The sequence below is a fragment of the Pelotomaculum isophthalicicum JI genome (genome assembly GCF_029478095.1).
GTDB classification, from domain to species: Bacteria; Bacillota; Desulfotomaculia; order Desulfotomaculales; family Pelotomaculaceae; genus Pelotomaculum_D; species Pelotomaculum_D isophthalicicum.
The window spans coordinates 1-21,280 of record NZ_JAKOAV010000012.1; the positions used below are offsets into that span (position 1 = coordinate 1).

At 46.5% G+C, this 21,280-nt stretch carries 23 protein-coding genes and 1 riboswitch; of the genes, 17 read left to right on the top strand and 6 right to left on the bottom strand.

Annotation, left to right across the window (positions count from 1 at the left end):
• Positions 1-246: 246 nt before the first annotated feature.
• Together L7E55_RS07745 and cysE are read left to right on the top strand one after the other, a co-directional pair.
• Positions 247-702: an RrF2 family transcriptional regulator gene (locus L7E55_RS07745; RefSeq protein ID WP_277443553.1), complete on the top strand. Its 456-nt coding sequence runs from the start codon at positions 247-249 to the stop codon at positions 700-702.
• Between the two features lie 119 nt (positions 703-821).
• Entirely contained in the window at positions 822-1,481 is a 660-nt protein-coding gene (gene cysE / locus L7E55_RS07750) for a serine O-acetyltransferase (protein WP_277443554.1), read from the top strand.
• On the opposite strand, the gene L7E55_RS07755 is transcribed toward cysE, so the two are convergent.
• Together L7E55_RS07755 and L7E55_RS07760 are read right to left on the bottom strand one after the other, a co-directional pair.
• Entirely contained in the window at positions 1,478-2,665 is a 1,188-nt protein-coding gene (locus L7E55_RS07755) for an SAM-dependent methyltransferase (RefSeq protein WP_277443555.1), read from the bottom strand. The genes cysE and L7E55_RS07755 overlap by 4 nt on opposite strands.
• Before the next feature lie 46 nt (positions 2,666-2,711).
• Positions 2,712-3,506: an alpha/beta hydrolase gene (locus L7E55_RS07760; RefSeq protein ID WP_277443556.1), complete on the bottom strand. Its 795-nt coding sequence runs from the start codon at positions 3,504-3,506 to the stop codon at positions 2,712-2,714.
• 148 nt (positions 3,507-3,654) lie between these two features.
• Between L7E55_RS07760 and L7E55_RS07765 the strand changes: the two genes are divergently transcribed.
• Positions 3,655-4,305 (top strand): alpha/beta hydrolase, encoded by a 651-nt coding sequence (locus tag L7E55_RS07765; protein ID WP_277443557.1) that lies wholly within the window; start codon positions 3,655-3,657, stop codon positions 4,303-4,305.
• A 10-nt stretch (positions 4,306-4,315) separates the two neighbouring features.
• Here L7E55_RS07765 and L7E55_RS07770 read toward each other — a convergent pair whose 3' ends face one another.
• Both L7E55_RS07770 and L7E55_RS07775 read right to left on the bottom strand, forming a co-directional pair.
• Positions 4,316-4,591 (bottom strand): YqhV family protein, encoded by a 276-nt coding sequence (locus tag L7E55_RS07770; protein WP_277443645.1) that lies wholly within the window; start codon positions 4,589-4,591, stop codon positions 4,316-4,318.
• A 90-nt stretch (positions 4,592-4,681) separates the two neighbouring features.
• Positions 4,682-5,791: an MFS transporter gene (locus L7E55_RS07775; RefSeq protein WP_277443558.1), complete on the bottom strand. Its 1,110-nt coding sequence runs from the start codon at positions 5,789-5,791 to the stop codon at positions 4,682-4,684.
• Between the two features lie 216 nt (positions 5,792-6,007).
• Here L7E55_RS07775 and htpG point away from each other — a divergent pair, with 216 nt between their 5' ends.
• From htpG to L7E55_RS07815, 8 genes are all read left to right on the top strand, one after another.
• Entirely contained in the window at positions 6,008-7,870 is a 1,863-nt protein-coding gene (gene htpG / locus L7E55_RS07780; RefSeq protein WP_277443559.1) for a molecular chaperone HtpG, read from the top strand.
• A 155-nt stretch (positions 7,871-8,025) separates the two neighbouring features.
• The gene (locus L7E55_RS07785; RefSeq protein WP_277443560.1) at positions 8,026-8,706 is read left to right on the top strand and encodes an MBL fold metallo-hydrolase; all 681 of its coding nucleotides are present in this window, start codon (positions 8,026-8,028) and stop codon (positions 8,704-8,706) included.
• 20 nt (positions 8,707-8,726) lie between these two features.
• The gene (locus L7E55_RS07790) at positions 8,727-8,834 is read left to right on the top strand and encodes an SLOG cluster 4 domain-containing protein (protein WP_277443646.1); all 108 of its coding nucleotides are present in this window, start codon (positions 8,727-8,729) and stop codon (positions 8,832-8,834) included.
• A gap of 285 nt (positions 8,835-9,119) precedes the next feature.
• The gene (gene abc-f, locus L7E55_RS07795; RefSeq protein ID WP_277443561.1) at positions 9,120-10,763 is read left to right on the top strand and encodes a ribosomal protection-like ABC-F family protein; all 1,644 of its coding nucleotides are present in this window, start codon (positions 9,120-9,122) and stop codon (positions 10,761-10,763) included.
• Between the two features lie 157 nt (positions 10,764-10,920).
• The gene (locus tag L7E55_RS07800; protein WP_277443562.1) at positions 10,921-11,286 is read left to right on the top strand and encodes a hypothetical protein; all 366 of its coding nucleotides are present in this window, start codon (positions 10,921-10,923) and stop codon (positions 11,284-11,286) included.
• A gap of 204 nt (positions 11,287-11,490) precedes the next feature.
• Positions 11,491-11,973 (top strand): HIT family protein, encoded by a 483-nt coding sequence (locus tag L7E55_RS07805; RefSeq protein ID WP_277443564.1) that lies wholly within the window; start codon positions 11,491-11,493, stop codon positions 11,971-11,973.
• Positions 11,974-12,025: 52 nt separating this feature from the next.
• Positions 12,026-14,230, top strand: coding sequence for an SF1B family DNA helicase RecD2 (gene recD2, locus L7E55_RS07810; protein ID WP_277443565.1), 2,205 nt, complete (start codon positions 12,026-12,028; stop codon positions 14,228-14,230).
• Position 14,231: 1 nt separating this feature from the next.
• Entirely contained in the window at positions 14,232-14,894 is a 663-nt protein-coding gene (locus tag L7E55_RS07815; RefSeq protein ID WP_277443567.1) for an SOS response-associated peptidase, read from the top strand.
• A gap of 10 nt (positions 14,895-14,904) precedes the next feature.
• On the opposite strand, the gene L7E55_RS07820 is transcribed toward L7E55_RS07815, so the two are convergent.
• Together L7E55_RS07820 and L7E55_RS07825 are read right to left on the bottom strand one after the other, a co-directional pair.
• A complete protein-coding gene (locus tag L7E55_RS07820) occupies positions 14,905-15,129 on the bottom strand; it encodes a hypothetical protein (RefSeq protein WP_277443569.1) in 225 nt (74 codons plus the stop codon).
• 336 nt (positions 15,130-15,465) lie between these two features.
• A riboswitch (cyclic di-AMP (ydaO/yuaA leader) is annotated at positions 15,466-15,622 on the top strand.
• A gap of 1,022 nt (positions 15,623-16,644) precedes the next feature.
• A complete protein-coding gene (locus L7E55_RS07825; RefSeq protein WP_277443572.1) occupies positions 16,645-17,607 on the bottom strand; it encodes an FmdB family zinc ribbon protein in 963 nt (320 codons plus the stop codon).
• A gap of 107 nt (positions 17,608-17,714) precedes the next feature.
• Between L7E55_RS07825 and L7E55_RS07830 the strand changes: the two genes are divergently transcribed.
• The 6 genes from L7E55_RS07830 to L7E55_RS07855 all read left to right on the top strand — a co-directional run bounded on the left by L7E55_RS07830 (position 17,715) and on the right by L7E55_RS07855 (position 21,215).
• Positions 17,715-17,909, top strand: a complete 195-nt coding sequence (locus tag L7E55_RS07830; RefSeq protein ID WP_277443573.1) for a helix-turn-helix domain-containing protein — start codon at positions 17,715-17,717, stop codon at positions 17,907-17,909.
• 392 nt (positions 17,910-18,301) lie between these two features.
• Positions 18,302-18,916 (top strand): CHC2 zinc finger domain-containing protein, encoded by a 615-nt coding sequence (locus L7E55_RS07835; protein WP_277443574.1) that lies wholly within the window; start codon positions 18,302-18,304, stop codon positions 18,914-18,916.
• Positions 18,913-20,301 (top strand): AAA family ATPase, encoded by a 1,389-nt coding sequence (locus tag L7E55_RS07840; RefSeq protein ID WP_277443575.1) that lies wholly within the window; start codon positions 18,913-18,915, stop codon positions 20,299-20,301. Before L7E55_RS07835 ends, L7E55_RS07840 begins: the two co-directional genes overlap by 4 nt.
• Positions 20,285-20,713, top strand: coding sequence for a hypothetical protein (locus L7E55_RS07845; protein WP_277443576.1), 429 nt, complete (start codon positions 20,285-20,287; stop codon positions 20,711-20,713). Before L7E55_RS07840 ends, L7E55_RS07845 begins: the two co-directional genes overlap by 17 nt.
• Positions 20,714-20,717: 4 nt before the next feature.
• Entirely contained in the window at positions 20,718-20,876 is a 159-nt protein-coding gene (locus tag L7E55_RS07850; protein ID WP_277443577.1) for a hypothetical protein, read from the top strand.
• Positions 20,877-20,999: 123 nt separating this feature from the next.
• Complete coding sequence (locus L7E55_RS07855; protein WP_277443578.1) at positions 21,000-21,215, top strand: hypothetical protein; 216 nt, start codon at positions 21,000-21,002, stop codon at positions 21,213-21,215.
• The last annotated feature ends 65 nt before the right edge of the window (positions 21,216-21,280 follow it).

Below are 21,280 nucleotides of genomic sequence, written 5' to 3' on the forward strand. Positions count from 1 at the left end.
AGTTGCAGTACACCTCGGGTAAAGGGTAGGCAGATTCCCAAAGTGGAATCGTGATTGTCTACCCTTTATCTTTGTTCCCAGGGTAATTGATTCATTTTGTTCGGACATGAGCCGCGTTATTTGTCACAGGTTTCTGTTTTTAGTAACTGTTTAGGTAGGTGTAGAAATAAAATGGAGAATATAGTATAGTAATAATAGTATACTTAGATAGATAATAAACATTTTTAGAAAGGGAGTTAAGTGGCCTTGAAGTTTTCGACACGAGCGCGGTACGGCCTGCGCGCTATGGTAGATCTGGCTCAAAACTACACCCCCAACGAACCTATCGCGCTCGTCCGGGTTGCGGAAAGAGAAGGAATATCCGAGGGGTATTTGGAACAGCTGGTGACTTTCTTGCGCAAGGGGGGACTGGTTCGGAGTGTGCGGGGAGCTCAGGGAGGCTATCTACTTACCCGGGAACCGGCCCGGATTACGGTCGGTGAAGTGATCAGGTGTCTGGAAGGGGCTTTGGGGCCGACCGATTGTGTCAGCGAAGATGATCCGGAATCATGTGTGCGTGCCGACACTTGCCCGACAAGGATAATGTGGGAAAGAATCAGAGATTCTATTGCTCATGTTTTGGACAGCACCACATTGGAAGACCTGTGCCAAGAAGCTGAAAAGATACGTCTTTCGCGAGAAGCTAATATGTACTATATCTAGATCTAGCGTTAGTATTTAGGGGAATAACCGGACACCTGCATAAATAATTATAAAGGATAATAATATTAGTTCCATCAACAGTAAAGCAATTGGTTAAATTATGTATGGAGAGGTTAATAATGTTTAGTCAACTTAGAAGGTATATCAGGAGTATTATGCGGCGCGATCCCGCCGCCAAGTCCGCGTTGGAAGTAATTCTTTGTTATCCGGGTTTTCACGCCGTAGTCATACACCGGGTGGCGCATTTTTTTTATCGGCATGGTTGGTTTTTAACGGCCAGGTTAATTTCACAGTTTGCGCGTTTTCTCACCGCTATTGAAATTCACCCCGGGGCGAAAATAAGCGAAGGTTTATTTATCGACCACGGAGGGGGAGTAGTGATTGGTGAGACTGCCGAGATAGGTAGGAATGTTACTATTTATCAGGGAGTAACCCTGGGTGGAACTGGAAAAGAAAAAGAAAAGAGGCACCCCACCATTGGTGATAACGTCGTGATCAGTACCGGCGCCAAGGTGCTTGGCTCGTTTACCGTGGGAGACAATTCCAGGATTGGGGCCGGTTCAGTTGTTTTAAAGGCTGTTCCGCCGAACAGCACGGTGGTCGGTGTCCCAGGCAAAGTTGTAGCCCGGAACGGCCAGAAATTGGCGCTAGTTGATGAAGCCGATATTGATTTGCGGCACGACCTGCTTCCCGACCCCGTAGCGGAAATGATGTCAAACATGCAGGCGAATATTGAATTGCTTGAACAACGGGTTAAAGCGCTGGAAAACAAGGACTAATTGTATAAATACTCCCGGGTAAGGGGCAGGTCGTTGTTCAACCCATTCGAGAATAGAATCTGGTGAACATTTAAGCCGCTGACACGGAAAGAAGAGGCGCAGGAACGAAGGTACAGGCGCCACATCCGCACAAAACGTTCATCGTACATGTCCCGTATTTTGTCGGTGTGTTTATCAAATCCTTCCGCCCAGCGCTCCAGTGTCATGGCGTAATGCATCCGTAAACTTTCTATATCTAAAACATGAAAATCATAATCGGGCAATAGACTGATTACTTCGCGCAAGGAAGGGATATACCCCCCGGGGAAAATATACTTTTTTATCCAACCATTGACCGGCCCTTCTTTGGTATGCGTTATAGTATGAAGCAAGGCTAAGCCGCCTTCTTTCAGGAGTTTTTTCAATGTCATCATGAACTGGGGATAGTTTGCCTGACCAACATGTTCGAACATCCCGACGCTGGCAATTTTGTCAAAAGCAAGCCCTTTACCGGCCAGTTCCCGGTAATCCATCAACTCGACTTCCACCTGATCTTTAAGACCCAGTTCCGTAATCCGGCGCTGGGTTTCCTGATATTGTTCACGGCTCAAGGTGATTCCCACCGCTTTTGCCCCGTAAATCTGGGCGGCGCGGAGAATCAGCCATCCCCAGCCGCTGCCGATGTCAAGAAGAATTTCCCCGGGGCGCAACTGTAACTTTTTCAGCACGTGGTCAATTTTTTGAATTTGGGCTTGAGTCAGGGAATCTTCAGCATTTTGGAAATAAGCGCAAGAATAACTCATTGTTTCATCCAGCCAGAGGGAGAAAAAATCATTGCCTAAATCGTAATGATGCCGGATGTTTTCCTTTTGTTCGCGTAAGGAAGCTGAATGCGTCCGGCGTGAAAAGATTTTGGTCAGGATTTGCCGGCCCCGGTTTTCCCCGTTTAACTCCATACTGGAGCCGACCAGTTTGATGATATCGTCCAGATCCCCGGTGATATCAATCAAACCGTCCATGTAAGCCTCACCAAACGCCAGCACCGGGTCTTTAAGCATTTGCTTGTAAGGAATTTTTCCGTGAAAAATCACCTTAACGGAAGGAGTATCACCGCCGTAGTGTTCAGTCGTACCGTCCCAATAGGAAACTTCAAAAGCGCCGGCCTTAGCCTGGTTGAATAAATTTTGGAGCAAACGCTTTTGCATGAACCGTCACCTTCCATATTAGTAACAAAATTTAGGTTTCCCGCTGTCAGTCTCCTTTATGTGTTCCCAAAGCGTTCGAGATAAATTCTTGAATTGCCTTAAAATATTGCCTTAAGCCCACGTACATAATATCGTTATGGCCCGCGTCAGGGATGGTAACCAGTGTCTTGCTGGTAGTCCCTAAATTTTCATATAGGTCCAAGGCTTCTTCATATGGAACAATATAATCATCTTTTCCGTGAATAACTAAAACAGGTATTGAAATATTTTTAACCAAATCCAGGCATTCCTGATCAAACTGGCGCAGGGTAACTTCTTTGGGGAAGTGGTCAAGGTGTTTCATGATTCTGACCACGTTGGCAAAACCGCTTTCAATAATCATACCCTTAATTGCATCCGGGTATTGATTAGCCAGTTCCAAGGCGGAAATGCTGCCTAAGGACCTGCCCATCACCCATAATTCTTGCTGGAAACCACGGTTCGATATTTCTCTTGTTGCAGCTGTAAATATGGATTTTGCGTCATGACACACATTAGTAAAGGAAGGAGTGCCTCCGCTGGCGCCATATCCGCGGTAGTCCGCCACCACCAGGTTAAGTCCCAGTTGGTTGTAAACCGGCGCGATATCATCGTAGTCGCTGACCACTTCCCCGTTGCCGTGAAAGTATATAACCCAGGGTTGGTTGGCGCCGCCGACGTAAAAGCGGGTCGATACAAAAACGTCTTTATCCACCGGTACGTTCAAATCAAAGGCGTTTTCCGGACATGGGCTAAAATCTTTACGCGGATAGAAAATCAGATTTAATATCGGAGGCAAATCAATCAGTGTGTAATCCGGCATAATACTTTCAACTCCCAAAAATGTTAATTCATACTGGTATTTTTAAAATCATGGTACTAAAATATAACAAGGAATTCAAGGACTAATCATCGAAAATTCAATTTACCGCGGCATTAGAAAATATTCATTGGCAGTACCGGTTAAGGAGATGAAAAAAACGCGAAAATTAAAAACGACATTGAATAATAACGGTATACTTCTGGAAGCCTGCCTGGACATGCCTGACGCGCCCGGCGGTCCATGCCCGGGGGTGGTGTTATGCCATCCCGACCCGCGTTACGGCGGTGACATGACTAACAATATAATTATGGCGGTTAGCTGGGCGCTTACCGAGAAGGGAATTGCCGGCATGCGCTACAATTCCCGCGGCGTCGGCCGGAGCCGGGGTTTTTTTGGCGGGGGCGTGCCGGAGCAGGATGATGCCCGGGCTGCTTTATCTTTTCTTGTCCAACAGAAAGAAATCGATTCAGGCCGGATTGGTATCATGGGGTACTCTTTTGGCGGAAGAATTGCTTTGCCGGTAGGCGGCGGCTGCAATGAAATCAAAGCGATCGCCGGCGTGTCCCCGGTTGTTCCGCCGGATGTTCTGATTGATTGCGCAAAGCCCAAGTTGATCGTCTGCGGCTCGGAGGACGATGTTGTTTCTACCAGTCTGGTTTTGCAGGAAGCCGCCAAAATGAGCGAGCCCAAGACCGTTGAGGTGATTCCCAATGTTGACCATTTCTGGTGGGGCTATGAGGAAAAAGTAGCGGAGCTGGTGGCGGAATTTTTTGTGAACGCACTAGGCCGGTCCGGTTGAGGGCGGGTTTTTAAAGTTTATTGATCCCGATAAAAATTAATAGGACCCCGAGTATGACTGTTGCCATTCCGGCCGGTGATATTTTCCCGGCGAGGCCGATCAAACCAAGGCTGGTTACAGCAATAAACACCGTGGGTCCCACCAGCGCCAGCGCGGCGTTTATTTTAAACGCGGTTTCCACCCGCCCGTATTTCAACATCAACATAGCCGCCGTAAATTCGATAGTGGCGGACAGCACTCTAATACCCGCCATGCCAAAAACGATTTTTTCCGTGATGAAAAACAGTAGATTCACCTCCACCTTAGAGCTTACATAGATTTCATATGCTCCAGGGGCGGCTTAAATGACTGTTCTTAATAAATTCTCTTTAGGCGGCTAACTGTCCGCTGTTTCCCGGCCTGCCGGCACGGCGACCAGCATACCCACCACGCCCAGTGCCGCTGCGAAGAACATTACTCCGCGGTAACCCCATCCCTGGGCGATCAGGCCGCCGAGCAAGGGACCCACGGCGTTGCACAGGTTTAATGTGGATTGAAAAATGCCTCCCGCTGTACCGCGCTCCTCACCGCTTTTGAGGATTATCAGCAGGGCGCCGACGTAAAGACAGGACCAGGCCACACCCAATAGCGCCTGGACTACGATCAGGGAAAACCGGCCGGAGGCGAAGGCAAAAGCGACAAATACGATAACAGATAAGACCTGTCCGATAGCGAATACTTTATATTCAGAGAATTGCTCCAGATAACGCATTACAATGAATTGTACAGCAAAGTTGACCCCCCATAGGATGCCGATCCAAAACTGGTCCATACCCACTGAAACCATGTAGAGGGGAAGGATAATCCAGACGGCAGTGGCGCCCAGGTGCCGCAGGAATACCGCCAGGTAAACCCGGTGGCCCCGCCGCGCCACTTCCCAAAGATTGGGCGGCGCCGGTGAGTTGAGCGGCGGTGTTTCCCGGAAAGCCAGGGAAAGAAAAAATGCCAGCAGGCAAACCAAGAAGCTTAGCAGAAAAAGCATGTCAATATTGCCCACCACGGCTGCCGCCAGGGCGCTGAAGATCCAGCCCAGGGAGCCGTAAGAGCTGTATTTGCCCATGTCCACACCTGATTCGAACGCATAAGCGATAGTTGCCGCGGTGGTGATACCCAGCGCGAACCCTACCGCACCCCGTGTTGCCATCAAAATGAAGACATTATCGGCCAGCAGTTGGGCTGCGAAAGCCGCACTGCTGATCAGAAGGCCCCACCGTACAAAAAGGAGCCTTCCGGTGCTGTCGGATTTCCAACCTGATAATAGGGAAGATATTAAAAAAGCAGCCCCATATGCCGCGCCCACCAGACCCACCTGAAAGTCGGAAGCCCCTAACTGGGCGCCGAGCAGGGGAATAAAGATAATAGAGCCTTGAATGGCAAAGCTGAGAAAAAAGTTTACCAGTCCGAACAACCACAAGCGGGATTGTTCTTCGCCGATCTCGTTATCCAAATTAATACTCCAATCTCCAACATTGATATTAGTTCATTTTAACAGCCTGCCCGGCCGGTGTCTACAACAGGTGTAAAATCCCTTACCTTGGCTGCAGGCGATAAAATGGGCGACAGGTCTTTTTCATTAAATGCTTTATGTGGTAAAATTTTATTTAGTCAGATTTTATTGACATAATTTATTATAAAACAAATCTTAACGGAGGTGTCTATTCAGATGTCGGTGTCAACCGGGGAAAACACTTATGAAACCAGGGAATTTCAAGCAGAAGTAAAGCAGATCCTAGATATTGTCGTAAATTCGCTTTACACAGACCGTGAAATATTTCTACGCGAGTTAATCTCCAACGCTGCCGACGCCCTGGAAAAATTCCGGTACGAGAATCTAACCAACAAGAATGTAAAGGATGAGGAACTACCGCTCGAAATCACCATTGAGCTGGACGATAAGGAGCACATTCTGACCATAACCGATACCGGGATTGGCATGACCAGGGAGGAGTTGATCGAAAACCTGGGCACCATAGCGCACTCGGGTTCAAAAGCATTTATTAAGCAAATGGCTGAAGCCAATCAGAAAGATTTGAATCTAATCGGCCAGTTCGGTGTGGGATTTTACGCCGCGTTTATGGTGGCCAAGAAAATCCGGGTGCTGTCACGTTCGTACCAACCCGACGCGGCAGGCTGCGAGTGGGTTTCCGATGGCATTGGCAATTACACCATCGGTACGGCGACGGATTTGCCGCGAGGCACTAAAATCATCCTGGAGCTTAAGGACGACGCTCATGAATTTGCCGGAGTTGAGACTATTAAAAGGATCATCAAGCAATATTCCAGCTTCGTACCTTTTACAATCCGTGTTAACGGTGAGCAAATCAACACCGTTCAGGCGATCTGGACACGAAATAAAAATGAGATCAAGGAAGAAGAGTATAACGAGTTTTATAAGTTTATCGCAACAGCATACGATGAGCCGCTTTACCGGCTGCATTTCTCCGCCGACGCGCCGCTGGCCATTAACGCTCTTTTATTTGTGCCGAAGCAGAATTTTGAGCGTTATGGTTTCAGCCGGACGGAGCCCGGTGTCAATCTATACTGCCATAAAATCTTGATCCAGCAGCAAGCCGAAGGGATCCTGCCGGAATGGCTGCGTTTTGTAAAGGGAGTTGTAGATAGTGAAGACATTCCGCTGAACATTTCCCGTGAAACCATGCAGGACAGCACCATGGTATCCAGGTTGCGTAGGGCTGTTACCGGCCGGTTCCTCAGGTTCCTTAACGAACAGGCGAAGGCCGATCCGGACAAGTATGAAGAGTTTTGGAAACAATTCGGCTTCTTCCTTAAAGAAGGGATTTCCAGCGACTTTACCCACCGGGATGAACTAGCCAAGCTTCTGCGGTTTGAGTCTTCCAAATCGGAGCCGGGTAAGTTAATATCATTGGCGGATTACACACAGCGAATGAAGGAAGGACAAAAAGACATATATTATATTAACGGTCCCACCCGGGAAATTATTGAAGCCGGCCCTTATCTGGAGGCTTTCCGGGCCCGTGACCTGGAAGTCATCTACACGCATGAAGCTGTCGATGACTTTGTCCTGAGCAATTTGATGGATTATGAAGAAAAGAAACTGGTGTCCGCCGATCAGGCTGAGCTGGATCTCCCCGCGCTGGACGAGAAGCTTGACGGGGAGCAGCTTGACAATGAAACGGTTCAATCGTTGACAGGATGGTTGAAGGAAATACTGGGGAATAAAGTTACCGAGGTCAAGGAATCAAAGCGTCTCATCAACAGCCCCGCGGTTATTTTGAATCAGGACGGCATGATGACCAGCAGCATGCAGCGGGTGATGCAGGCGGTAAACAGAGACCTGGGCGCTATTGGCAGGAAGATGCTGGAGATTAATCCGCGGCATGAACTAATCAAGCGCCTGGCCGCGCTGCGTGAAAAAGACGAAAAATTTGCCCGCCTGGCGGCGGAGCAGATCTACGACAACGCCTTGATTTCCGCCGGGCTGATGACTGACCCGCGCGACATGGTAAACCGCATGTATGATATCCTGGAGCGCGCCCTGGCGTAGTGAACTTGATTGGGGACATTCCTCCGACCCCAAAGTCAGGCTTTAAAGGGAGGTGTGTCCCCTTTCTCAATAGGGGGACATTCCTCGGCCCCAGAGTAAGGCTCAAAAGAGAGGAGTGTCCCCTTTCCTATTCACAGGTGAAAGGAGAAGCCTAAATGCAAAAACCGGAAAAAGTTTTTGACGGCGTTTACCTCGTGGGCGGACAGGACTTGACTGATATGAGAGATTGTTGCGTTTACCTTGTCGACGGGGGCAGCGAACTTGCTCTGATTGATGCCGGCCTTGGTTATTCATGCCGGTCGATATTGGACAATATAAAGAAACTGGGGTTTGACCCTTCCCTGTTAAAGTATGTAATTGCCACCCACGGGCATATCGACCACATTGGCGGCCTGAGCCACTTCCAATCGCTCGGCGCGAAGATAGTGGGTCACGAAGTGGAGCTGGACGCCATTTCCAAAGGCCTGGCCCATTTGACTGCGGCATCGTATTACAGGGTAAATTACCAGCCCGTCAACGTTGACGTTGTTCTTAAGGGAGAAAAGCAGGATATAACAGTCGGGGAACGCACTCTTCACTGCCTGTTCACCCCGGGGCACACTCCCGGCGGGATCAGCCCTTATGTTGACCTCGACGGTTGCAGGATTCTGTTCGGTCAGGACATCCACGGGCCTTTTAACGCGTCCTGGGGTTCGGATATTAAGAAGTGGATCGCTTCGATGAAAAAGCTGATTGACTTGAAGGCTGATATATTATGTGAAGGACATTTCGGTGTTTATAAGCCGGCGGCAAAGGTGCGGCAGTATATTGAACATTACCTGGACCAATATGACTGATGAATAAATAACAAGGACTTATCGCAAAAGAAGGCTGGGTGCTTCTTAACGGCGGGAGGCCGGCCGGTGTTATGGAAGCGTCGGCAAAAGGCGCCAGGGAAAACGGCGGGATGACCGTGGGTGATTAAAGAAATTGCATTTTAAAATTCATTCTGATAGTATAATGTTGTAAACGCTGGGAAAGGGACAGGTAACAAGGAATGAGGATTAGCTAATTCTGGAACCAATAATTCTTTGCGAATTGCATGGGCAATTCTGTTCCGGGATGGGTTATCCTCGTGTGTATACATGTGCCCTTTTTGAAAGCGTACTTAATGCTGGTATTTATTAGTACGATTTTTTATATGGGTAGTTATTATTTAAGATTTAACGAGGATAGTCCTTCCGAAAATATGTGTTCGGGAGGATTTTTTATGTTGGTGTTACATGCTTATAACACGAAAAAATCTTATGGTGACAGGGTCATCGTCGCATTCGATGATTTGAGGATATATTATGGAGAGAGGATAGGAATTGTTGGTGCGAACGGCGCCGGCAAAACTACACTGTTAAATCTTCTGTCGGGCCGGTTGCAGCCGGACGAGGGTTCCGTGGAGTGGTATGCCCGGCTTTCATATATTGAACAGGAATGGAATCAAGGGGTGACGCCGAACGAAAAACTCGCCGGGGAATTTATGGTCAGCGGTATTACAGGAAATCATGCCAGTGGTGGTGAAAAGACAAAACTTAGAATCGCGGCCGGCTTTGATGAAAACGCCGGCATACTGTTCGCTGATGAGCCTACGGCTAATTTAGATCTGGAAGGGATAAAGGTTCTGGAAAAAAAGCTGGCGAATTTTAGAGGAGCCTTGCTGCTTGTTTCACACGACCGGGAACTACTTGATCATTTGTGTGACAAGATTGTTGAAATCCAGGAAGCGAAACTGCATGTTTATAAGGGCAATTACTCTTCTTATCTTTGCCGGCGGGAAGCCGCTTACAAACTGCAGCTTTTTGAATACCGGCAATATGTTCAAGAGAAAAAAAGGCTTAAAGAGACGTTGGCCGAGCGACGCGGTAAGGTTAAAAAGGTCAGGAAGGCTCCAAAAAGAATGGGTAATTCCGAAGCTCGCCTGCATAAAAGAAGTTCGACGGAAATCCAGAAAAAGTTGAACAAGACAGTTAAAGCCTTGGAAACCAGGCTGGATAAAATCGAGGTTAAAGAAAAGCCGGCATCGTCTCCCCGTGTAAAAATAACCATCAATCAATCTGCGGAGCCACATGCCGGGATCGTGGCGCAAGGGGAAAATATCAACCTTTATTTCGGCAGCAGATGTATTTTTGAAAAGGCTTGTTTTACGATACCCAGAGGTAAAAAAACGGCGTTGGTTGGGCCGAATGGTTCCGGCAAAACCACCCTCGCTAATATAATCGCCAGCGGCGCTCCGGGTGTAAGACTCGCGCCGGGCTTGAAAACCGGTTATTTCAGACAGGATCTAGCGGTTGACCTTGATTTTCAAAGGACGGTTTTAGAAAGCGCCATTCAGAAAAGTGTCCTGCCGGAGCCGATGGTCAGGATAATTCTGGCGCGTCTTCTTTTCAAAGGTAACGACGTTTATAAAAAGGTATCGTCGTTGAGTGGCGGGGAAAAGGTAAAGCTTTCGCTGGCGAAAATATTGGTCAGCGACGCAAATTTTATCATCATTGACGAGCCGACAAACTATCTGGATGTCCTTTCGATGGAAGCGTTGGAGTCTGTGCTGTGTGATTATGAGGGGACATTGCTGGTAATATCCCACGACAGAAAATTTCTGAACAACGTAGCCAACCGGGTTCTGTTCATAGAAGACAGCAAAATTAAATCCTGGGAAGGCCGTTTAAAAGAATATTTTGATGAGCCTGGTATTGAGCCTGATATTAAAGAAAAAGAAACCGGGGAGATGGTTCTAAGGCTTAAACTCGCGGAAATAGCCGGCAAGATTGCCGGCTGTAAAGATGAACAGGAACGGATTCGTCTGGATAAGGAATACGCGTTGCTCTTGGATAAAGCGAAATATTTAAGTAGCAACACTGAGTAGCGCTTGTATTAAGAATTTGAATGATTGTCACAGTTGTACCCCTTGCTTCCATCAGGAGCGGGGGTATTTATTCTTTTTATGGTGACTGTAACAAGATTGCAACAAATGGAATATAGTGTAAAAAATGGATAACAACAATTATGAGGAGGATTATTAAATGGAAGAAGTAAATGTCGACGTTGAAGTGAATGAGTTGGAAGAGGTTTTGGAATCAATCAGAAGCTTAAGACCCGAGAGAAGCATAGGCCACTACTTTAAAGGCGGTAGTGGAATGGTAAGGGACAGTTTTTTTACCTTTAAACACCACGGGCACTATTACTGGGTTGTTTTTGTTTGTGGTTTAGAAACTTTTGCTTATAAGCGTATTACGCCGGAGTGGATTGAATTATATTCAAATTTGATCCTGCTGTCTCCGGAAGTGTTTGTTGTATGGGACAAGGAGCATAAAATAATAGAGTGGGCTGTTGAACAGGATAAAGTATGTGAATTTCCTGTTAAGAAGAATATGACACGGGCAACATAAGCATAAAAACTAATTATTATCATTGTAGACCCTGCTCAATAAGCAGGGTTTATTCATCGTGTGACTAGTGCGGCAGTCTCTTTTTTATTGTTTCTCATAAGTTTGTTTACGAAAGTTCAATATAAAATATATAATTTAATTTTAAGGAGACATTCATTTTTTTGATTTTAGTTTGGCTTAATTCAAAGATAAGGAGCGAATGAGATGAAACAAATCTGGGCGCCTTGGCGCAGCGTTTACATTGGCGGGGACCACGGGGACAAGTGTGTCTTTTGCGGGATCTTGGAATCTGAGCAGGACGAGGAAAACCTTGTTCTCCTACGGGGAGATAAGACGTTTGTAGTGATGAACCGCTACCCTTACACTAACGGACATGTGATGGTGGTGCCCAAGAGGCATGTTGGAGAAATTGAAGAATTAACCGAGGAAGAAATGTTGGAGCTTTTTAAAAACACTCAGAAAATGGTTAAAGCGCTGCGCGCTTTCAACCCGGATGGATTTAATGTCGGGGTCAATATCGGCAGAATTGCCGGCGCCGGAGTGCCTGGCCATGTCCATATCCATGTGGTCCCCCGCTGGGGCGGGGACACCAATTTTATGCCGGTGTTCGGTGATGTGAGGGTTATTTCCGAATCACTGGAAGTTACATACCAAAAGCTTAAGGATTCTATGGCAAAACTAAAATAATCCAAGAAAAATTATTCGTTGTCAGTTGGGTGGCTTGGGGGTTGTCCCTGGTATGATCACAATTTACGGTTTTCTGGAAAGAATAGTATATCTTAATGAAGAAACTCAATTCATCGTAGCCAGGCTTCAGGAAAAAGGAAAGAAAGAACTCACTACGGTGGTTGGGAATTTGGCCGGTATAAATCCCGGCGAATCTTTAAAACTCACCGGCATATGGGAGCACAACAAAAAATTCGGTGAACAGTTTAAGGTTGAGAAATTTGAAACTATCGTTCCAGCCACCGTAAATGGCATAGAGAAATACCTCGGTTCAGGACTGATCAAGGGTATCGGTCCGGTCATGGCCAGGCGTATCGTGAAGGTTTTCGGGCTGGATACCCTTGATATCATTGAAGACAATCCTGACAAACTGACTGAAGTGAATGGCATCGGCTTAAAGCGGGTCGCCATGATCACAAAAGCGTGGGAAGAACAAAAAGAAATCAAGGAAATAATGGTTTTTCTCCAGGGCCACGGGGTCAGCGCCACTTACTCCGCTAAGATATTCAAGAAATACGGGAGTGCTTCTATAGAAACAGTTAAAAGCAATCCCTACCGGCTGGCTTCCGATATTTACGGTATCGGGTTTATTACCGCCGACCGGATTGCCAGGAGCATGGGAATCGATCCCAACTCCGTGATGCGTGCTGAAGCGGGCGTCATCTATGTTTTGAATGAGCTCATGGCGGATGGGCATGTCTATTATCCTTTTGAACCTCTCTCGAACAAAGCCGTGGAAATGCTCCAGGTCAGCAAGGACGTGGTGGTTAACGCCATGGTGAAGCTGTTTGAAGAGAGGAGATTGGTCCGGGAAGAACCACTGGAACAAAACCAGGATGTTAAGACCGCTCACAATGCCGTATATCTGCCTCCACTTTACACGGCTGAGGCCGGACTGGCTAAAAGACTTCTTTTATTGAAGTCGGAACCGTCTGTCATCCGCCCCACAGACCCGGAGAAAGCGGTAGCCTGGGTCGAGACACAATTGAATATTCAACTTGCTGATAAACAAAAAGAAGCGGTTATCTCCTCCACGCGGAACAAAATTTCCATTATCACCGGCGGGCCTGGCACCGGGAAGACAACCATTATCCGGGCTATCATTAAAATATTTCAGGCTATGCGGCTGAAAGTTCTGCTGGCGGCTCCAACCGGCCGGGCTGCCAAGCGGATGCAGGAAGCGACCGGAAGCGAGGCCAGGACGATCCACCGACTACTCGAATATAGTCCACGTCAAGGCGGTTTTCAAAAGAACCAGGAATTTCCCCTGGAAGCTGATGTGGTCATTGTGGACGAGTCTTCCATGATTGATACTGTTCTGATGTATCACCTTGTCAAAGCTATTCCCGCTCATAGCGCTTTCATTTTGGTCGGTGATATCAATCAGCTTCCCTCAGTAGGTCCGGGGAGCGTTTTAAAAGACATGATCGATTCCGGCGAATTCCAGGTGACAGTCCTTGACGAAATATTCAGGCAGGCCAGGGAGAGCAGGATTATTGTCAATGCGCATATGATTAACCAGGGCGAGTTTCCGGATATTCGCAGACCACAGGCCGGTAATAAAACAGATTTTTATTTTATTGCGGAAGACGATCCGGAAAAAGCCCTGCAAAAGATCTTGACGCTTTGCAGGGAGCGCATACCTAAAAGTTTTGGCTATCACCCGGTAAGAGACATTCAGGTCTTAACACCCATGCACCGGGGTGAACTCGGAGTGGCAAACCTGAATGTCAGACTGCAGGAATTGTTGAATTCCAACGAGAGTAAAACAATAAGAGGGTACAAAACGTTTAAGGTAAACGACAAAGTGATGCAGGTGACGAACAACTATGACAAGGAAATCTTTAACGGGGATATGGGACGCGTTGTTTCCATCGATCAAGAAGAACAGGAAATCCGGGTAGATTTCGACGGGAGAGTGGTTGCTTATGAATTTTCGGAAACAGACGAGTTGGTGGCGGCCTACGCTATTTCCATTCACAAATCTCAGGGCAGCGAATACCCGGCTGTAATTATCCCGGTTATGACCCAACACTACATGCTTCTCCAGAGAAACCTGATCTATACCGGAATCACCAGGGGAAAAGAATTGGTAGTGATTATCGGCAGCAAAAAGGCGCTGGCCATAGCCGTTAGAAATAATAAAACCCAAAACCGCTACACCAGGTTGAGAGAAAGATTATTATCCGCCGAGGGAAAAAAGATTGGAGTGTCTTGAATTGTGTGGACGTTTTACCCTGTCAACTGACTCGGACGAACTGAGAATTTGTTTTAATCTTGAGGAAAACTTTGATTATACTCCACAATACAATATTGCTCCGGGCGCTGATGTGCCGGTGATTGTCAATAATTCAGGCGGGAGAAAAGTTTCCTTGATGCGCTGGGGGTTGGTTCCTCACTGGGCCAAGGATAAGAAAATCGGCTATAAGATGATTAACGCCAGGGCGGAGACGGTCGAACAGAAACCCGCTTTCCGGGATGCTTTTCTGCGCCGGCGATGCCTGGTTCCAGCCGACGGTTTTTTTGAATGGCGCAAGGCAGGCGGCAAGAAATATCCAATGTATATTAACCTGCCGGGCAAATCACTTTTTGCCTTCGCGGGCATCTGGGACAGCTGGACGGCGCCCGACGGGATTATTATTAATTCCTGCAGTATCATTACCACTCCGGCCAACGCGTTTATGAGTAATATTCATGTGCGGATGCCTGCGATATTAGCCGGGGAGCGTGAATACAAGGTATGGCTGGAAGCGGATCATGTCATGGCAAAAGAGTTGTTACAGCCGTATGAAGGTATTTTAACTGCTTACAACGTGTCAACGATAGTGAATTCACCAGGGGTGAACAGTCCGCTTTGCGTAGAAAAAATTGATCAAATATAAAAATGCAGTTTCATCTCTTTAATTCCATGATCATTTTTGATAAAAGCAGGAAATTAATTTTATTGTGATAATCTATCGCGGCGTCAATGCAGTCTAAGATAGCTATAAGAGTTAACTGTTTTACGTTTATTTTTTCCGGTCTATTAATTTTATTAAATCCTAGCATGCGTTCAAAGTAGTCCTGTAAACTGCCGTCTATATTAGGATTAAGGTAATAGTCATCTATGTTATCCATGTCTTATCCTCCAATTGACTTAATTCCCCTTATATTTTAGTGTCATTATATGCGGCGTTAGTTACTCTTGCCAAATTTTGATAATGTGATTTTTAAAAGGCTAGTCCAAGAAATATTAAATTGCGTTGAATGAAGCGAAAGCATGTTGAATTGATAATAGATATAATGAATTCAATCACTAAGATGTGGTATGGAATATAAACCCTTACTATCTTGATATTCAGTAAACATATTTAATTATTAGCATGCTTCATGTCTGTTATATTAAAAGTAACTGTAGGCGGTATCTTAATTTTGCTATTGAATTATGGAATGTAGTATACTCTAACGAAGCTGGCTATATCTTTGCCGAATCCCAGAAAATTTGTCAACTGGGTACGGGGGAACCATTCATGGGGTGAATCCCAAATTCTCTTAGATAATGGTGAACTTGGGTAGGGTTTCTTTCACCGAACCCGTCAGCTAACCTCGGAGGCAACAAAAGAAAGGGGAAAAGAAAATGGTCAGAACGAAACGTATCCTTTTTGTAGCCGCATCTTGTCTCTTATTGCTTTTTGGTGTACTGGCTAGCGCAAGTGCCGCAGTGCCGGCATATTCGCTGCAAAGTTGTGCATCAGGTCAATGTCTGAGTGCCTACAACACACAATGTGGCGCCAGCATACAGCAGCCGGCTTCGCTGGCAAGTATGTTGTCGAATTGTGCATCAGGGCAATGTCTGAGTTCCTGCCCGCAAAGTGCTACTAGTGCATTACAGCAAACTTCGCTGGCAAGTCTGTTGCAAAATTGTGCATCAGGACAATGTCTAAGTGCCATCAATTCACAACAATGTGGCACTAACGCACAATCCTGTATTACTTCATTGCTAAATTGTTTTAGTGCCGCAAGATAGAAAAATACGAACAATGCTAATAGTACGATAATAATCTAAACTGATGTTATATGGTTAATATTGTTAGGCCGGTGGGAAACCCCCCCGGTCATATTTATTTTTAGAATTATGCTTTCCATGATTTGTGGATACCGGCCGGGCTGGTCCCCCCCCCCAATTAAGTAAAAGCCCGGCACGTGGCCGGGTGGAGCGGGATTATAGTAATTGAATTAATTCCTCTACCGCCAGGGACTGGACCGCTCCCGGCGATGCGGACAGCCTGGGCAATGCTGAAGCAGGGGCAGTTTTACAGCATTTTGGCGCCGAAAAAGTAAAAATAGCCAAAAGTAAAAGACTTCCAAAACCTCGGAAGTCTTATTTTCATTGGTGCGGGCGGGGGGAGTTGAACCCCCACGAGGTTGCCCCCACTGGATCCTAAGTGTCGGGAGAACATATTTTCTGGTTATAGCATAATTTTTGTGTTCACGAAAGACCTTTAAAACTAAGGGTTTTTATTTTTGCCGTGGATAAGGTAGACTAGAAAAATAGGGTGAAAAATAAAAGACGGCACCATTTTGGCACCATTTTTTTACCTGTCAGGGCAGTAGGGACAAGAGTTAGCGGTCTTTTATGTGGCGTGTTCTAGGCTAGCTTTGCCCGCCTTTGATAACGTTATCAATCCACCTGGTTACCGTTTTAATATTACGACTTGTCGTGACGGCAATTTCATCAATAGATTTTCCCTCTTTCCATAGACGCTCAGCGGCCCTCCTGTCACTTATATATAATCTTTTTGCTGCCTTCTTATCTTGACCGCAATCAGGGCAATAATTTTTTTTGCTCTTTGAAATAGCCCTGTTTCTAAAATATAAGTGGCCACAACCGTCACAGGTAGTTACTCCACCTGTCTTTTTTGTTATTGTCTGTACTAATAGGACCCACACTATTCTTATAAATCCTAATCCAGCATTGAGAGATAATTCTGGCTGTGTATCTTTCCAGCTCAGCCATAAAATAGGTCCTTGTTGAAGGTGGCTTAGGTGCTTATTAATGGCAGCGGTTAAGAAGTATTTTTGAGCTTGTATCGGTAATCTGGAGATATTTAAATCCGGATCTAATCCAGCGATTTCCCATAGATCTGCTTGAGGGGGTTTGTTGTTCATAAGGGAAACAGAAATATCAAGTAAAGACTTAACATATAACGCTATTCTTCTCCATTGTTCAATATTTTCTATCGGAAACCAATCACAATCCTTTGATACCGAGGACCAAAAACAAATATGGTGAAGGGGATGGTTACAAATCCATAAAGGTCCCCATTGTTCTGAAAAAAGCCTTATTTTTTCAGAATCTGCATCCGAAAGACAAATAAACCGTTCAAGTAGATTCTTAGTATTTTGATTCCTAATGAATTTCCATTTCAAAGAGAGAAGGTCATGAAGATCTTTCTTTCCAGGGTGCTCCCAGCCATCAGGAACAGGGTAGACCAAAAAGTCCTGTTCATCATGCCTATAAAGCTTGACTAATGGCGGTTTCCATATCCCCCCACCTTCAGTTAAAAAAGTTTCATCATATGTAAGTCCTTCTAATTGGTATCCTTCAAAATCCATAAAATATTTTCATCCCCTAAAAAGTAGAACTTATGTAGAACTATAAACATTTTATATTAATGAGTTAAATTGTATCATATAGGAAGAAAAAAACAAGGGGGAAGACAATGGATATGGATAAGTGGCAAGAAAAACCGACGCTTAGTGTTCCAGAAGCAGCAAAGATACTAGGTATTTCCCGCTCTTTGGGTTTTCGGATGGTGGAGCGGGGAGAATTACCGGCATTACGTCTGGGCATGAAACGGTTGGTCGTTCCAACAGCGGCAATAGTACGGATATTGGAGCGGGCAGCGGGTGTATAAAAACAACCCGCCTGCTCGGCTTACCGGATACCAAAGGAGGCTCTGCGGACGTTGCTCCTACGACACGCCGCGGGAAAATAATAAACATCCATCCCGATGGACACCAATCGGTGTGAAGGGTGGACATGTTTAAAAGCATGAAGGGAGGATTTATTTAGTGTCTCCCGAAGCAAAGGCCCGGAGGCGGGCAAACCGGAGGCTTGGGAAAAAGGGACTTGAACGGAAAAACAATTACGGTATAACGGATTTAACACCATACAATATGGTAAGGCAATTGAAGGGAAAAAACATCATAATGCGATAAACCCCGCTTTTCGATGGAGCGGGGTTTTTGGATGGAAAAGTATAGCCGGTGAACTATAACCCGGCAGGCAGGCCGGGCGTGACAGGAAGTGATTAAACTGTCTGTACCTATCTTACAACAAAATAATGATATTTTTCAATTGGTCAAAGAACTTCCCTTTATTGAGGTAGCCCGCCGTTACCTGCCCGGGGAGTTACGGCACCAGGGAAGCCGGTGGGTAACCCGCTGCCCTTTCCATGAGGACCGCTACCCTTCCCTGGTGGTGTATCGAGATGGTTGGAAATGCTTTGGCTGCCAGGAACACGGTGACAGCGTTGACCTGGTTGCCCTGCTGCATAACCTCCGGCCACTGGAAGCGGCCCGGATGATTGCCGCTGATTTTGGTATCCCGCTCCCTGATGCAACCCAGGAGGACATTGCCCAGGCCCGGCAGGCTACCCTATTAGCAAAGGCACGGCGGGAATTAAAAGCCTGCTTCAAGGTGAAGGAGAATGAAGTTTATCAGCGTTTATCATCCATTTACCGGGCGGTAGACAGTAAGCTTGCCGGGATCCAGACTGAAGAGGATTTGGAGCGGCTGGGTGGGCTGTATCATATTGAACCAATTTTGGAGCATGTGTTGGAAGTACTGAGAACTGGGAAGATGACTGATAAGGTTGCTGTCCTAAAAAGTGATCGAGTGAAGCGGTGGTGCAATAAATGAGCAAACACATAGATGATATTTCAGATGAAGAATTAAAAGCGCTACTTGATGACCTGGATGGCAAACAATCGCAGGAGAAAAAGCAAAAGCCAGCAGATGGAAAGGAAATCAAATTTGTCCGGATGTCCGATGTCAAGCCTGAGGAAGTTTCCTGGCTGTGGGATCCATATGTGCCGTTAGGGAAAATAACCCTTCTGGAAGGTGATCCGGGCTGCGGCAAAACGTGGGCGGCCCTGGCGATAGCAAGCGCCATTTCAACCGGCAGCGCCTTACCTGATGGTGACAGCGGCAGGTGTATTATGAAGCGTGCTCCTGGCAAGGTGATCTATCTAACCGCTGAGGATGGTATAGCTGACACGCTACGCCCACGCCTGGACGCTGTTAAGGCTGATGTAGAGAACATTTACGCCATCACCGGGACACAAGACGAAAGCGGTGATAATGCTTTCTCATTCGCTGACCTGGCCCTGCTGGATGGCATGGCCGAAGCGCTCAAGCCGGCGCTGGTTGTTATTGACCCGCTCCAAGCCTTTCTGGGCGCTAGTATTGACATGCATAGGGCTAATGAAGTAAGGCCCCTCTTAGCCAGGCTGGCCGCTTTGGCCGAGCGGCATAAATGTGCCATGTTGTGTATCATACATTTATCAAAAGCTACCGCAAGCAAGAGCATATACCGCGGTATGGGTAGTATAGACTTTACAGCGGCTGCCCGGAGCGTTCTCCTTGCTGGCAGTGACCCTCAGGACACCAAAAGGAGGGCACTGGTGCATATTAAATCAAGCCTAGCTGCGGCAGGTCAAAGCCAGGGCTTTGAGTTAGGAGATAACTTCTTTTGGACAGGTATTTCCGAACTGACAGCAGGCGCGTTATTAGCCAATGAAGTTAATTTGGCTGATAAAAAGAACAAACTTGATAGCGCGGTAGAGTGGCTTACTGAAATCCAAGACGAGGACATTTCACTAATGACACTAAGACGGGTTAAGGAAAAATTATGTATAAAAGCATACAAGAAACCGGGTGAAAAGAACGGTCCATATCTTTGGGAATTACCAGGGAATAACTTCCAAAGCGACAATGATAATATTATACCTTTTGGTATGGTCCCTAAGGGCAAAAAAATGAGCAACCCGTCAACCCGTAATTATTCCAGTAATGACGCAGACTCCATGGGTCGTTCATCAAAAAACAATGAACAAAACATGGAAGTCAACGGGGTCAAGACTTCCGGAGATTCTTACGGGTTGTTCAATAATGTGCCCTTAGAGGAACAACCCAAAAATCAACAAAATGAGCAATCGGTAACCGAAACCGCTACTGGTAATAATGGTAATCAATTACAGGACATTTTAGGGCAGGAGGTTGATATAGATGAACTCCCCTTCTGAGTTAATCAGACAGTTAAATTATTACGGTGTTCACGTTTTGAAGGGGGATTCTGGCATCCGGGTAAAGCTACCTAAACCGCTCCCTCCTGAAGCTATCCAGTTATTGAGAGAGTTAAAACGGCTCTCTAAAGCGGAGTCCTGGGACGAAGAAAAAATTATTCAAATTTACGTCGATATGCTTGCCCGACAGAACAAACGCTACCCTAAAGGCGCGTTAGAATTCACATACCAGAGCAGACCCGACCTGTTGGCAGCTTTACAGAAGGCAGAGGCTAACTATACGGCGGCATATCACCAGCAAGACATGTCCGGCTGCCGGCAGGCAATTAGCAAAGTTGAAGCGGTGCTAATCAAAATGATTGAAGCCTTCGAGCTTGAGCATGAAGATATCTGGCAAGAAGGGAGAGACTAACCCAATGCTTTTATCGGAGCAAGAAACCATCATAAGATTTGACGAGGAAAGCGAGATTGCCGAGGTTTACACTATTAGCCCGCGCGTTCAAAAGTTGTGGATAAGCAGAAGGGCGAGCCGTCCGGGTGGTTTTACAGTTTGCCCAAGGCTACCGTTTTATTGAAACCGGCGAACAAGATAATTCGGATAGGCGGTAGGCGCAAGATGCCCGCTAATGCTTCAGACGGTGCAGCAGGTGAATAGGTGGAGCGGGTATCTCAAAGTACTGGAGTGGTAGGAGGGTGAAATGAGACAAAAGTATGTTGAGATTCGCTTAACAAAATGCAGGCTCTTCCTGACGGAACCGGAACTGCAAAACCTGCTTTCCTTAAACCCGCTCCTATGGAAAGAAGGGATCCGGCGCGGCAAATACATCCTCCGGGCACGGGCTGCAAAGGGGCGACAGGCAGGCGGTAAGCAAGCAGAGGAACTGCCCTGGAATTTGAAAGGGGGTATGCGATAGGTTATAGGCTTTATGTGTGGTACTACTGTGGTACTACATTGATATTACTGCTATTTAAAGGAAAA